Consider the following 13,534-nt stretch of genomic DNA (forward strand, 5'->3'; position numbering starts at 1 on the left):
GCGGTGGGATGCGGTGTGCGGGGCCGAGCCGGCGGCTCAGCCGGCCTCGGGGCCGACGTCGACCCGGGTGGTGAACGACTCGGCGAGGCGCGCGGCGAGGTCCCGCACGTCCTGGGCGGTCACGCCGGCCATCTTCTCGAGTGCCTCGTCGACCGTCGAGTAGCGGCCCTGGACGAGCTCGAGGCTGCCCAGGCGCCCCATCCGCGACGCGGTGTCCTCGAGACCGAGCGCAAGAGCGCCCGTGATCTGCCCGAGCGCGCGGCGCATCTCCTCGTCGGTGACGCCGTGATCGCGCATCTGCTCGATCTCGGCCCCCATGAGCTCGACGACCTGCTCGGCGCGCGAGGGCCGGCAGGCGGCGTACATGCCGAACAGGCCCGCGTCGCGGTAGGCGGCGCTGAAGGAGTAGACGGTGTAGACCAGCCCGCGCTCCTCGCGGATGTGCTGGAACAGCCGCGAGGACATGCCGCCGCCGAGGATCGCCATCAGCACGTTCATCGTGTGGCGGTCCTCGCTGGTCGCGCAGATCGACGGCCCGCCCAGGTAGATGTGGGTCTGCTCGAGGGGACGCACGATGTGGTGCGGGACGACGGCCGATGCCGGTCCGGGCGTCGCGCCGGCGGCGGGCAGCGAGCGCTCGAGGGCGGGCCGACGCTCCGACGGAGCGACGCCCTCCGGGAGGTCCCAGCCGCCCGCGGCCAGGCGGTCGGCGAGGCGCCCGGCGAGCTCGTCGTGGTCGAGGTCGCCGACGGCGGTGACCACGAGGTTCTGGGGCCTGTAGTGGGCGGCGAAGTGCGCGCGCACGTCGGCGTCGGTGAGGGCGCTGACGGTCTCGAGGGTCCCGCCGACGGGCCGTCCCATCGGGGTGTCCGGCCCGAGCACCTGGGCGAGGAACTCCTCGTACCCGGAGTCGGTGGGATCGTCCCGCGCCATCGCAAGCTCCTCGAGGATCACCTCGCGCTCGGTCTCGAGGGCCTCGGGCGCGAGCTGCGAGGACGTGACCATGTCGGTGAGCACGTCCAGGGCGAGCGGCAGGTCGGCGCTGCGCACCCGCCCGTGGTACACGGTGTGCTCCTTCGCGGTGACCGCGTTGGACTCGCCGCCGACCTCGTCGAAGGCCGTCGCGATGTCCAGGGCGCTGCGCCTGGCGGTGCCCTTGAACAGCAGGTGCTCGAGGGCGTGGGTGGAGCCGGCGTGCGCCGGGGTCTCGTCCCGCGAGCCCACGGGCAGCCAGAGGCCGAGCGTCGCGCTGCGCACCGAGCGGTCGGTCTCCGTGAGCAGGCGGACGCCGCCGGGGAGGATCGTGCGTCGCACGAGCGGCCCGTCTCCCCCGGGTTCGAGGAGCTGGTCGCGCTCTGCGGCGTCAGTGGTCAGGTCGATCGGCACCGGAGGGTCCTCCCAGGGTCGGGTGCGGGGAGATGGAGAGCGAGCGCGGGCGGCACCCCGTCGAGGGGTGCCGCCCGCGGCGGTCACGCGTTCACGCGGTCGGTCGGGCTCACTCGGAGTCGGACGCCTTCTCGGAGCCCTCGTCGGACCCCGTCTCCTCGGCGTCGTCCTCGGCGATCGCGAGGCTGATCTTGCCGCGCGCGTCGATCTCGCGGATCTCGACCTCGATCTTCTGGCCGACCTTCGCGACGTCCTCGACGTTGTCCACGCGCTTGCCGTCGTTCAGCTTGCGCAGCTGGGTGACGTGCAGGAGGCCGTCCTTGCCGGGGGTCAGCGAGACGAAGGCGCCGAAGTCGACCACGCGCACCACGGTGCCGAGGTAGCGCTCGCCGACCTCGGGGACCATCGGGTTGGCGATCGCGTTGATCGTCGCGCGGGCGGCCTCGGCCGACGGGCCGTCGGTCGCGCCGATGTAGACGGTGCCGTCGTCCTCGATGGTGATGTCGGCGCCGGTGTCGTCCTGGATCTGGTTGATCATCTGGCCCTTGGGGCCGATGACCGCACCGATCTTGTCGACGGGGATGGTCACCGCGAGCACGCGCGGGGCGTTCGGGCTCATCTCGTCCGGCACGTCGATGGCCTCGTTGAGGACGCCCAGGATGTGCAGGCGGGCCTCGCGGGCCTGGGACAGCGCGGCGGCCAGCACGGAGGCCGGGATGCCGTCGAGCTTGGTGTCCAGCTGGATCGCGGTGACGAACTCGTTGGTGCCGGCGACCTTGAAGTCCATGTCGCCGAAGGCGTCCTCCGCACCGAGGATGTCGGTGAGGGCCGCGTACTTGGTCTCGCCGCCCACGGTGTCGGAGACGAGGCCCATGGCGATGCCCGCGACGGGCGCCTTGAGCGGCACGCCGGCGTTGAGCATCGACAGGGTCGAGGCGCAGACGGAGCCCATCGAGGTCGAGCCGTTGGAGCCCAGCGCCTCGGAGACCTGGCGGATCGCGTAGGGGAACTCCTCGCGGCCCGGGAGGACCGGGACCAGGGCGCGCTCGGCGAGCATGCCGTGGCCGATCTCGCGGCGCTTCGGGGAGCCCACGCGGCCGGTCTCGCCGGTCGAGAAGGGCGGGAAGTTGTAGTGGTGGATGTAGCGCTTGTGATGGACCGGCGAGAGCGAGTCGATCTGCTGCTCCATCTTGAGCATGTTCAGCGTGGTCACACCCAGGATCTGGGTCTCGCCGCGCTGGAACAGGGCGGAGCCGTGCACGCGCGGGAGCACCTCGACCTCGGCCGAGAGCTGGCGGATGTCGCGCAGGCCGCGACCGTCGATGCGCACGCCCTCGGTGAGGATCTTCTGGCGGACGACCTTCTTGGTCAGCGCGCGGAAGGCGCCGGAGATCTCCTTGTCGCGGCCCTCGAGGGCTGCGCCCTCGGCACCGAGCTCGGAGACGACCTCGGCGGCGAGCGCGTCGGTGGACTCCTCGCGCTCCTGCTTGCCGGCGATGCTCATGACCTCGCGGAGGCGGTCGGCGGCGGTCTTCTCGACCAGCTCGTAGGCGTCGTCCTGGTAGTCCAGGAAGAGCGGGAACTCGCGCACCGGCTTGGCGGCGGCGTCGGCCAGCTCCTGCTGCGCCTCGCACAGCGTGCGGATGAAGACCTTGGACGCCTCGAGGCCCTCGGCCACGACCTCCTCGGTGGGGGCGATCGCGCCCTGGTCCTTGATCATGGACCAGGCGTTGTCGGTGGCCTCGGCCTCGACCATCATGATCGCGACGTCGTCACCGACGATGCGACCGGCGACGACCATGGAGAACACGGCCTCGTCGAGCTGGCTGAAGGTCGGGAACGCGACCCACTGGCCGCCCTCGGCGCTCGGCATGAGGGCCACGCGCACGCCGCCGATCGGGCCGTTGAAGGGCAGGCCCGAGATCTGGGTGGAGGCGGAGGCGCCGTTGATGCCGACCACGTCGTAGGCGTCGTCGGGGTTGACGGCCATGACGGTGAGGACGACCTGGACCTCGTTGCGCAGGCCCTTGACGAAGGCCGGGCGCAGCGGGCGGTCGGTGAGGCGGCAGGCGAGGATCGCGTCGGTGCCCGGGCGCCCCTCGCGGCGGAAGAACGAGCCGGGGATGCGGCCCGCGGCGTACATCCGCTCCTCGACGTCGACCGTGAGCGGGAAGAAGTCGAAGTTGTCCTTCGGCTTGTTGGAGACGGCGGTCGCCGAGAGCACCATCGTGTCGTCGTCGAGGTACACGGAGACCGCGCCTGCGGCCTGCTGGGCGAGGCGGCCGGTCTCGAAGCGCACCTCGCGGGTGCCGTAGCTGCCGTTGTCGATGACGGCGGTGGTCGCCGTGATGTCGGGGCCTTCCATGGCCATGGGGATCTCCTTCGATGGGATCGGTGCCCCTCGCCGGACGCGGCCATCGTCAGGGGCCCGCGGGGAGCCTCCTGATCCGGGCGGATCGGGGTTCCCGAAGGTCTCTGCCGAGGACCGTGCCCACGGTCGAGGGGCTGGTGGGTCGTGCGGGCCGGCGCTCTGGGCGCGGCCTCGCGGGTCGTGCCCCGCGCGTGGCACGGGGCCGGATGCGAACCGCCGCCCGCCCCGTGGGGACGAGCGGCGGCGGGTGTCACCGGCGGATGCCGAGGCGCTGGATCAGCGCACGGTAACGCTCGATGTCGACGTTCTGCAGGTACTTGAGCAGACGGCGGCGCTGACCGACCAGGAGCATCAGACCACGACGGGTGTGGTGGTCGTGCTTGTGCTCCTTGAGGTGCTCGGTCAGGTAGGTGATGCGGTGGGTCAGGAGCGCGATCTGGACCTCGGGCGAACCGGTGTCGCCCTCAGCGGTCGCGTATTCCTTGATGATCTCCTGCTTGGTGGCGGAGTCGAAGGCCATGTCGGCTTCTCCCTCGGTCGTTGCGCGGCGCACCGGGGCCTGTTCTCCCGGGCTCTGTGTGTCGGATCCTGCTGCGCTCCGGGCACGTCCCGGGCTTCACGAGCCTGGGCGCGCCGTGCGGGCGCGCGGAATCCTCCGCGGCCGATATGACGGCGCTGAGAGTTTATCAGCGGCGATGGAGGACATCGGGCTGCACTCCGTCCAGAGTGCGGCGAGTCACGTCCTTGTCGATCTCCATCTGGGCCACGAGCGCGTCGACCGAGGAGAAGCGCAGCGTGGGCCGCTGGCGCTCTACGAACTCGAGGCGCACGGTGTCCCCGTACAGGTCGAGGGTGTCGTCGCCGTGCACGTAGGCCTCGACCATCCGCGGGGAGTCGTCGCTGCCCTCGTGGAAGGTGGGATTGGTGCCGATGGAGATCGTCGTGACCGCGCCGACGAGGGGCTCGATCCCCCGGTGCTCGCTCGCCTGCTCGACGACGGTGAGGAAGCCCGCGTAGACGCCGTCCTGCGGCACCAGCCCATGAGGGCGCGGGCCGAGGTTCGCGGTGGGGAACCCCAGCTCGCGTCCGCGCTTGAAGCCGTGGTGGACGGTGTCGGACACCGTGTGGAAACGGCCCAGCATGGCGGTCGCCTCGGGCATGTCCCCGCCGAGCAGCGCCGCGCGGATCGCCGAGGAGGAGATCCGCTCCCCGTCGAACGGCAGATCGGGCAGCACGACGACCTCGAAGCCGTACTTCTCCCCGAGCGCGCGCAGGGTCTCGACGTCGCCGGTGTTCCCGCGGCCGAAGCGGGTGTCCGCACCCGTGACGATGCAGCGCATGCCCAGGCCCTCGACGAGGAAGACGCGCACGAAGTCCTCTGCGCTGTACTGGGCGAAGTCCCAGGTGAACTCGAGGTCGAGCACGCCGCTCATGCCGGCCAGGAGCAGCAGGCGGTCGCGGTCCTCGTGCGCGGTGACGAGGGCGGGATCGCCCGGGGTGTGCATGACGTGGCGCGGATGCGGCCAGAAGGTCAGGGCGACCGGCTCCAGCGAGCGGGCCGCGGCGTTCTCCCGCAGCGCGTCGAGCACGTAGCGGTGGCCCAGGTGCACGCCGTCGAAGTTCCCGATGGTCACCGCGCTCGCGCCGAGGTCGGCGGGCACTTCCTCGAGGGAGTGCCAGATCTGCGCACGGGTCACGGTGAGGATCCTTCCGACGGGGCCCGGTCCCGCGCCGGAGCCGGGATCCGGGGGCGCGGGCGGGAGGACGGGGAACACTGTATCGCCGCACGGGCGTCCCGGCGCGACAGCCCGGGCGGTCGTCACGGACCCGCGGCTGCCGGGGCGGGCGGGAGCGGACAGCAGCCGGAGGACCTCCGCGCGTCCCGCCCCGACTGTGACGCGTCTGTGACTCCCGTCCCCTCGGCTCGACCGGGGAGTCTGACGTATGGTGAAGGGTACGAATGCGGACCCGTGGACCTTCTGCGGGCGGTCCCGTGACGAGGGGGAACCGGAACCGCAGCGAAGAGATGAGCGAGACCATATGTCGCACCTCACCGACACCACCGATGTGGGCCGGTCCGGCGGCGGACGCCGACGTGTCCTGCTGATCGTGATCGCGATCCTGGCCGTGCTGGCCGTCGTCCTCACGGGCGGCGCCTTCGCGTACGCCAAGAACTTCGAGGGCAAGGCCCTCCCGGGCACGACGGTCCTGGGGCAGGACGTCTCCGGCAAGAGCGCCGAGGAGATCTCCGCGCTCGTCCAGAAGAAGGCCGAGAGCACGGAGGTCACCGTCGACACCGACGGCGAGACCACGACCGCTTCCCTGGCCGACCTCGGCGTCGACGTCGACGCGAAGAAGACCGGAGAGCAGGCCGTCGCCCACGACGGCTCGATCGGCGAGGTCGTCTCCTCCACGATCTCCGGTTCGCGCGGCGTGGACCCGGTGGTGTCCGTCGACGAGAAGGCTGCCGCCGACTTCGCCACGAAGCAGATCCCCGAGGATCGCACCGCTCCCGTGGACGCGAAGGTGTCCTACGACGAGGACGCCGGGACCTGGAACGTCGCCAAGGCGAAGAACGGCCAGGGCGTGGAGACCGACGCGTTCGTCTCCGCCCTCACGAAGGACGCCTCGAAGCTCGAGAGCTTCACCCTCACGCAGAAGGTCACCGAGACCGCCCCGAAGATCTCGACGGACACTGCTCAGAAGGTCAAGGACCAGATCACGAAGATGCTGGACCAGCCGATGTCGATCACGGGGCCCGACGGGGCGACCCACTCGGTCTCCAAGGATCGCCGCTCCGGCTGGCTCTCCGTCACGACCGATGACAAGGGCAAGGACCTGAAGATCGGGGTCGACGAGGACGCCGTGCGCGAGTGGGTCTCGGCACGCGCCGACGAGGACAGCGTCGAGAAGAAGGACGGCATCGAGCAGGTCGACACCGACGGCAAGGTCGTCAAGACCATCGCCGAGAAGACCGACGGCGTGGAGATCACCAACACCGATGCCGTCACCGAGAAGCTCGTCGCGGCGATGACCGGGACGAGTCCGCTCGAGGCGTCCTTCGAGACCAAGAAGGTCGAGGCCGAGATGACCAAGGCCAAGGCCCCCGAGTCGAAGGACGACGAGGACTCGGACTCGAAGGACGACGACACGTCCAAGGACGACGAGAAGTCGAAGGACGACGACAAGTCCAAGGACGACGACGCCTCCTCCGACAAGCCGACCGGTGAGAAGTGGATCGACGTCAACCTCTCGAACAAGACGGTGACCGCCTACCAGGGCGACACCCCCGTGTGGGGCCCGCGCTCCATCGTCGACGGCGACGGGGCCAACGGGCACGGCACGGTGACCGGCTCGTACAAGATCTACCTGCGCTACGACAAGCAGGACATGACCAACGGCGCCTACAAGGATCAGCAGGATCCCGAGTACTACAACACCAAGGACGTCCCCTGGGTGCAGTACTGGTACCGCGGATACGCGTTCCACGGCGCGCCGTGGCGCTCGTCCTTCGGGTACTCCGGCTCGCACGGCTGCATCAACATGCGCGTCTCGGACGCCAAGTGGCTGTACAACTGGGCATCGATCGGCACCCGAGTCGAGGTGCACCGCTGATCAGGAGACCCTGATCCGGTCCCCTCATCGAGGCACCGGCGGCGCGCCGAGCCGATGGCCGCCCGAACGACAGAAGGGCCCCGCCGAGAGGCGGGGCCCTTCTGCTGCGCCGGTGGACGTGCGGCGGATGCGGAGCGGAGACCGAGCGCGGTGTCGAGCCCGGATCGGACGACCCGGCGCCGGCCTCCCGTCAGCTGCGCACCTCCGGGGGGACGACGAGGACGGGCCGCAGACGCTCGCCCTCGGCGTCGGCCTCGGTCTCGACGACGGCGACCAGGCGACCCTCCGGGTCGAGCGCAGCTCGCACTCCCCCGTCGGCCCCGCCCGGGGACGGCGTCGCGTGCACGCGCTTGCCCTGCCCGAGGGCGATCGCCCTCTCCTCGTCCAGTGCGACGGTGGGCATCACGTGCGCGGCGGTCTCGCCGAGGCCCCGCAGCGGAAGCTCCACGTCGTCGCCCTCGCCGCGGGCGGGCACGTGCACCGCGTCCTGGACGTCGAAGGGGCCCACGCGCGTGCGCCGCAGAGCGGTGAGGTGCCCGCCCACGCCCAGCGCAGCGCCGAGGTCCCGGGCGAGCGCCCGCACGTAGGTGCCCGAGCTGCAGGTCACGGTTACGTCGAGATCGAGGAAGGGGTCCGCGTCGCGCCGGGCGAGCACCGTGAAGTCGCTGATCGTCACGGGACGCGCGGAGAGCACCACGTCCTCGCCCGCACGGGCGCGGGCATAGGCGCGCTTGCCGTCGACCTTGATGGCGCTGACGGTCGAGGGCACCTGCTGGATCTCCCCTCGCAGGGCGTCCAGGCTCTCCTCGATCCGTTGCGGCGTGAGGCCCACGGCGGGGACGACCTCCCCGATCTCCTCGCCCTCGCGGTCGTCGGTGGTGGTGGCGAGACCCAGGCGGATCGTCGCCGTGTAGGTCTTGTCGAGCCCCACGAGGTGGGTGAGCAGGCGCGTGCCTTGCCCGACGCCCAGGATCAGCAGCCCCGTGGCCATCGGGTCGAGGGTGCCGGCGTGGCCGACCTTCTTCGTGCCCAGCAGCCAGCGCACGCGGGCGACCACGTCATGGCTGGTGCGCTCGGGCGCCTTGTCCACGAGCAGCACGCCGTGGGGCAGGGCCGCGAGGTCCTGCGGACCGCGCGCCATCACGCGCGCGCGTCGCCCGCGGGGTCCTCGTCCGCGGGATCGTCCGCTGAGCCGTCCTCGAGGTCCTCCTCGACGTCGTCCTCGTCGCGGGGCTTGCGGTAGGGGTCCTCCTCACCCGCGAAGGACGCGCCCTCCTGCTGGCGGGCGAGATCGGCGTCGCGGGACCTGGCCTGGACCAGCAGGTCCTCAATCGTGCGGGCGTTCTCGGGGAGAGCGTCCTCGACGAACTCGAGGGTCGGGGTGAGGCGCACGCCGGTCTGGCGGCCCACCTCACGGCGCAGCATCCCGGTGGCGCTCTGGAGGGCGGCGGCGGTGCCCGCGCGCTCCTCGTCGTCCCCGAAGACGGTGTAGAAGATCGTGGCGTGCTGGAGGTCGCCGGTCACGCGCACCTCGGTGATCGTGATGAAGCCCAGGCGGGGATCCTTCACGCGGGTGTCGAGCATGGTCGCGACGATCTGCTGGATGCGGTCGGCGAGGCGCCGGGCGCGGGGGCTGTTCTCACTCATGGCGGGTCCTTTCGCGGGGCTCGTGCGCCTCGGCACGGGCGGGCGGGTCTGTCGTGGTGGCTTCGGAGTCTGTGGCGGCCGCGGCCGATGTCCCGTCCCCCGTCGTGGACGACGGGGCCGTCGCAGGAGTGGCCCGCGGGGCGGCGGCCTGCGGGGTGGTGAGCTGCGGGGTGGTGAGCTGCGGGGTGGTGGGCTCGTCGGCGGAGGCGGCGAGGGCGCGCAGCAGGTCCAGCTGGGGATGGTCGTCGGGGACGGCGAGGACCACGTCCCGGTCGATGGCCTGGTCGACGCGATGGCGGAACGCCCCGTCGCTGCTGAGCACGGTGAGTCCGTGGGATCCGAGGATCTCACGCACTCGCTCGTAGGGCGCGGTGCGGCGGTTCAGGGCGAGCGCCATGCCGCCGCCCGTGCGCAGCAGCGCGCGCCATGCGGGCATCGCCTGCTCGAGCAGGTCCAGCGGGGAGCGCTGCCAGCCCTCGGTCCGTGCGCCGTGCTGGACGCCGTAGGGCAGGTCCGCCACGAGCGCGTCGACCGAGCGGTCCGGGAGCACCTCGGCCAGCCGGGTCGTGTCGCAGGTCAGCAGGTGGAGCTTCTGGACCTCGCCCGCGCGCTGCGCCCGGCGGTCGGCGGCGAGCTCGAGGTCCCAGCGCGATCCTGCGCCGCGGCCGCCGGCCGGGGAGCGGAGTCCCAGACGGCCCGAGCTCTGGGTGTGCGGGAGGTGATGCTGCTTGGCCCACGTGGTGAGGAAGGTGCGGTAGGCGTCGATGTCCTTGGCGTCGATGTCGGCGCCGGTGGGGCTGAGGCCGAGGCGCAGGGCGCGGCTGAGCGTCGTGCCTCGTCCGCACGTGGGGTCGAGCAGTGCGAGATCGCCGCGCAGCACTCCCCCGCGCCGGCTCGACAGGGCGGCGGCGAGGTTCAGCAGCAGTGCGGTGAACTGCTCGTTCGTCTTCCCCGGGTACCGCAGGGTGGTCTCGAGCTCGCTGCCGTGGCGCATGACCTCCGGCAGGGGCGTCGGACGCAGCAGCGGGAGGGCGGAGCCGTTCGGTTCCGGGCCGGTCGGTTCCGGGCCGGTCGTATCCGCGCCCGCCGGAGCCGCACCTGCCGGATCAGCGCCTGCCGGGGCGGTCCCAGCACCCGAATCCGACGCCTCGAAGACCGCGAAGGTCGAGGAGAGCTGCGCGACGAGCGGTCGCAGGGAGTCCCCGGAGGATCCCGGCGTCGTGTCCTGGGGGTCCGTCCGGATCTCGAGGTAGTCGACGCCCGCGATCTCGCGCTCGCGCACGTCCACCGGCGCACCGAGATGGGCGCCGAGCACCCAGCGGGCCTCGCGGACGGCGAGAGGACCGGCCGACGCGGTGAACACGCGGTTCGCCGAGGGGGCGCGCAGCACGAGCAGGCTCTCGGTCATGGTCTCGGCTCCCTCCCTGTCGGCCTGTGAGGCCCCGGCCGAGCTCGCATCGCCGGAGCGGGCCCTGCGTCGCCGGGATGCAGGGACGCGTCGGGCGCCCCGGTTCGACCGGGGCGCCCGACGCGCGCTGTCACTTCGAGGTGTTCTCGCGAGGCTTCTCGCGCATCTCGTAGGTGGTGATCAGGTCATCGGTCTGGAGGTCGTTGAAGCGCCCCAGGTTGATGCCGCACTCGAAGCCCTCGCGGACCTCGGTCACGTCGTCCTTGAAGCGACGCAGACCGGCGATCTCGAGTCCTTCGGTGATGACCACGCCACCGCGGGTGATGCGTGCCTTCGCGCCGCGGCGGATCTCGCCGCTGCGCACGATCGAACCGGCGATGTTGCCGAACTTCGAGGAGCGGAAGATCTCGCGGATCTCCGCCGACCCCGTGTCGACCTCCTCGTACTCGGGCTTGAGCATGCCCTGCAGGGCCTGCTCGATCTCCTCGATGGCGCGGTAGATCACGGAGTAGTACTTGATCTCCACGCCCTCGCGGTCCGCGTACTCGGCGTTCTGGCCCTCGGCGCGCACGTTGAAGCCGATGATCACGGCGTCGGAGGCGACGGCGAGGTTGATGTTGTTCATCGTGATCGCGCCGACGCCGCGGTCGATGATCCGCAGCTGCACCTGGTCGTCGATCTCGATGCCCAGCAGGGCCTCCTCGAGCGCCTCGACGGAGCCCGCCGCATCGCCCTTGAGGATGAGGTTGAGGGTCTCGACCTTGCCCTCGGCCATCGACTTGGTGATGTCCTCGAGGCTGATCCGCTTGCGGGCCTTCGACAGCGCGGCGGCACGCTTGGCGGCCTCGCGCTTCTCGGCGATCTGACGGGCGGTGCGCTCGTCGGCCGCGACCAGGAAGGAGTCGCCGGCGCCGGGCACGGAGGTCAGACCGAGCACCTGCACCGGGCGGGACGGGCCCGCCTCCTCGACGTTCTGGCCGTGCTCGTCGAGCATCGCTCGCACGCGGCCGTGGCCGGTCCCGCAGACGATCGCGTCGCCCACGTGGAGCGTGCCCTGCTGCACGAGGACCGTGGCCACCGGGCCGCGACCGCGGTCCAGGTTGGCCTCGATCGCGATGCCGCGGGCCTGCTTGTCCGGGTTGGCGCGCAGATCCAGGGCGGCGTCCGCGGTGAGCAGGACGGCGTCCAGGAGCTTGTCGATGTTCTGCCCCTCGCGGGCGGAGACGTCGACGAACATGGTGTCGCCGCCGTACTCCTCGGCGATCAGGTTGTACTCGGTCAGCTGCTGACGGACCTTGTCCGGATTCGCGTCCGGCTTGTCGATCTTGTTCACCGCGACCACGATCGGCACGTCGGCCGCCTGGGCGTGGTTGAGCGCCTCGATCGTCTGCGGCATCACGCCGTCATCGGCCGCGACCACGAGGATCGCGATGTCGGTGACGTCGGCGCCGCGGGCACGCATGGCCGTGAAGGCCTCGTGACCCGGGGTGTCGATGAAGGTGATCGCGCGGTCCTCGGGACCGTCCTCGCTCTCGTGCTCCACCTCGACCTGGTAGGCGCCGATGTGCTGGGTGATCCCGCCGGCCTCGCCGGCCTGGACCTTCGCGTTGCGGATCGAGTCCAGCAGGCGGGTCTTGCCGTGGTCGACGTGACCCATGACGGTGACAACGGGCGAGCGGGGCAGACGATCCTCGTCGTCCTCCTCGGCGAGCTCGGCATCGAGATCGATGTCGAACTGCTCGAGCAGCTCGCGCTCCTCGTCCTCCGGGGAGACGATCTCGATCTTGTAGCCGAGCTCCTCCCCCAGCAGGTGGAAGGTGTCCTCGTCGAGGGACTGGGTGGCCGTGGCCATCTCGCCCATCGCGAAGAGCACGGTGATCAGCGACGCGGGGTTCACCTCGATGCGGTCGGCGAAGTCGCTGAGCGACGCGCCGCGGCGCAGCCGGATGGTCGTGCCGTTCCCGCGAGGGATCGACACGCCGCCCGGTGCGGGCGCCTGCATCTGCTCGAACTCCTGGCGCTTCGCGCGCTTCGACTTGCGCGAGCGCGCGGGCTTGCCGCCGCGGCCGAAGGCGCCCTGGGTGGCGCCGCGTCCGCCGCGGCCGCGGGGACCGCCGAAGCCGCTGCGGGGACCGCCGCCACCACCGGGACCGCCGCCGCTGCGGGGACCGCCGCCACGGCCGCCGCGACCGCCGCCGCCCGGCTTCTGGGCGTCGGCGAGGCCGCCGTGGGAGTGCTGGCGCATGATGCCCGGGGTGGGCATGCCGGGACGGGGAGCGCCCGAGCGTGCGCCGCCCTCACGGGGCGGACGCGAGCCCTGGTCTCCGCCGGAGCCGGAGCCGGCGCCGCCACGACCCTGCGGGCGCGGCCCACCGGGACGGGGCATGCCCTGCGCGGTCGCGAAGGGGTTGTTGCCGGGGCGCGGGCCGCCGGGGCGGTTGCCGCCGCCGTCGCGCTGCGGGCGCGGACGGCCGGGACGCGGCATCCCCTGGGAGGTCGCGAACGGGTTGTTGCCGGGGCGGGCGCCGCCGGGCTTGGGAGCCGCGCCGGGGCGCGGGGCGGCCGAGCCGGACGACTCCTTGCCGTCCGTGTCGTCCGCATGGGACTGCTCGCTCTGCGCGGCGCTCTCGGCGGCGTCCTCCTGCTTCGCCGCGGCGGTGCGGGGCGTGGGCGCGGAGGGCTTGGAGGGAGTGCTCGAGGGCTTCGCCGCGGGCGCCTCGGCGCTCTCCGGCTTCTCCTGCGAGGGCTCGGGCGCCGGCGCGGGCTTCTCGGCGGGGGCCGAGGGGGCGGGCGCGGCGGCATCGTCCTTGGCGGGCGCCTTCGGGGAGGTGCCGGGCTTGGCGGGAGCCGGCTTGGCGGCTCCGGGCTTCGCAGCGGGCTTCTTCTTCTCGCTGCCGGCCTCGGAGGCCGGGAACGCCTCGCGCAGCCTGCGCGCGACGGGTGCTTCGATGGTCGAGGAGGCGGAACGGACGAATTCGCCCATGTCCTGCAGCTTCTGCAGAACGACCTTGCTCGGCTGTCCGAGCTCCTTGGCGAGCTCGTGGACGCGGACCTTAGCCACAATTCTCCTGTCTCGGTCCGGCCGACAGAAGGGCGCGGACCATTAG

The 13,534-nt window shown here is 71.8% G+C and carries 9 protein-coding genes; 1 reads left to right on the top strand and 8 read right to left on the bottom strand.

Features of this window, described 5'->3' with window-relative positions:
• Positions 1-36: 36 nt before the first annotated feature.
• From Bra3105_RS05130 to Bra3105_RS05145, 4 genes are all read right to left on the bottom strand, one after another.
• A complete protein-coding gene (locus tag Bra3105_RS05130; protein ID WP_228358868.1) occupies positions 37-1,386 on the bottom strand; it encodes a M16 family metallopeptidase in 1,350 nt (449 codons plus the stop codon).
• Between the two features lie 109 nt (positions 1,387-1,495).
• The gene (locus Bra3105_RS05135; RefSeq protein WP_200503627.1) at positions 1,496-3,751 is read right to left on the bottom strand and encodes a polyribonucleotide nucleotidyltransferase; all 2,256 of its coding nucleotides are present in this window, start codon (positions 3,749-3,751) and stop codon (positions 1,496-1,498) included.
• A 256-nt stretch (positions 3,752-4,007) separates the two neighbouring features.
• Entirely contained in the window at positions 4,008-4,277 is a 270-nt protein-coding gene (gene rpsO / locus Bra3105_RS05140) for a 30S ribosomal protein S15 (RefSeq protein ID WP_152353576.1), read from the bottom strand.
• A gap of 166 nt (positions 4,278-4,443) precedes the next feature.
• Positions 4,444-5,454: a bifunctional riboflavin kinase/FAD synthetase gene (locus Bra3105_RS05145; protein ID WP_228358869.1), complete on the bottom strand. Its 1,011-nt coding sequence runs from the start codon at positions 5,452-5,454 to the stop codon at positions 4,444-4,446.
• 343 nt (positions 5,455-5,797) lie between these two features.
• Here Bra3105_RS05145 and Bra3105_RS05150 point away from each other — a divergent pair, with 343 nt between their 5' ends.
• Positions 5,798-7,372, top strand: coding sequence for a L,D-transpeptidase family protein (locus Bra3105_RS05150; RefSeq protein WP_228358870.1), 1,575 nt, complete (start codon positions 5,798-5,800; stop codon positions 7,370-7,372).
• Positions 7,373-7,562: 190 nt separating this feature from the next.
• On the opposite strand, the gene truB is transcribed toward Bra3105_RS05150, so the two are convergent.
• The 4 genes from truB to infB form a co-directional block, all read right to left on the bottom strand.
• Positions 7,563-8,513, bottom strand: coding sequence for a tRNA pseudouridine(55) synthase TruB (gene truB / locus Bra3105_RS05155; RefSeq protein ID WP_228358871.1), 951 nt, complete (start codon positions 8,511-8,513; stop codon positions 7,563-7,565).
• Complete coding sequence (gene rbfA, locus Bra3105_RS05160) at positions 8,513-9,019, bottom strand: 30S ribosome-binding factor RbfA (RefSeq protein WP_200503575.1); 507 nt, start codon at positions 9,017-9,019, stop codon at positions 8,513-8,515. The genes truB and rbfA overlap by 1 nt, the downstream gene beginning before the upstream one ends.
• Positions 9,012-10,427: a TRM11 family SAM-dependent methyltransferase gene (locus Bra3105_RS05165; RefSeq protein ID WP_228358872.1), complete on the bottom strand. Its 1,416-nt coding sequence runs from the start codon at positions 10,425-10,427 to the stop codon at positions 9,012-9,014. The genes rbfA and Bra3105_RS05165 overlap by 8 nt, the downstream gene beginning before the upstream one ends.
• Positions 10,428-10,557: 130 nt before the next feature.
• Positions 10,558-13,488, bottom strand: coding sequence for a translation initiation factor IF-2 (gene infB, locus Bra3105_RS05170; RefSeq protein ID WP_228358873.1), 2,931 nt, complete (start codon positions 13,486-13,488; stop codon positions 10,558-10,560).
• Positions 13,489-13,534 lie beyond the last annotated feature (46 nt).

The sequence above is a fragment of the Brachybacterium halotolerans subsp. kimchii genome (assembly GCF_020792675.1).
Classification (GTDB): Bacteria; Actinomycetota; Actinomycetes; order Actinomycetales; family Dermabacteraceae; genus Brachybacterium; species Brachybacterium halotolerans.

Bases quoted from the DNA above. Each gene is read 5' to 3' on its own strand.
- Bra3105_RS05135 (WP_200503627.1), bottom strand. From the start codon at position 3,751: ATGGAAGGCCCCGACATCACGGCGACCACCGCCGTCATCGACAACGGC.
- rpsO (WP_152353576.1), bottom strand. From the start codon at position 4,277: ATGGCCTTCGACTCCGCCACCAAGCAGGAGATCATCAAGGAATACGCG.
- Bra3105_RS05150 (WP_228358870.1), top strand. From the start codon at position 5,798: ATGTCGCACCTCACCGACACCACCGATGTGGGCCGGTCCGGCGGCGGA.
- truB (WP_228358871.1), bottom strand. From the start codon at position 8,513: ATGGCGCGCGGTCCGCAGGACCTCGCGGCCCTGCCCCACGGCGTGCTG.
- rbfA (WP_200503575.1), bottom strand. From the start codon at position 9,019: ATGAGTGAGAACAGCCCCCGCGCCCGGCGCCTCGCCGACCGCATCCAG.
- Bra3105_RS05165 (WP_228358872.1), bottom strand. From the start codon at position 10,427: ATGACCGAGAGCCTGCTCGTGCTGCGCGCCCCCTCGGCGAACCGCGTG.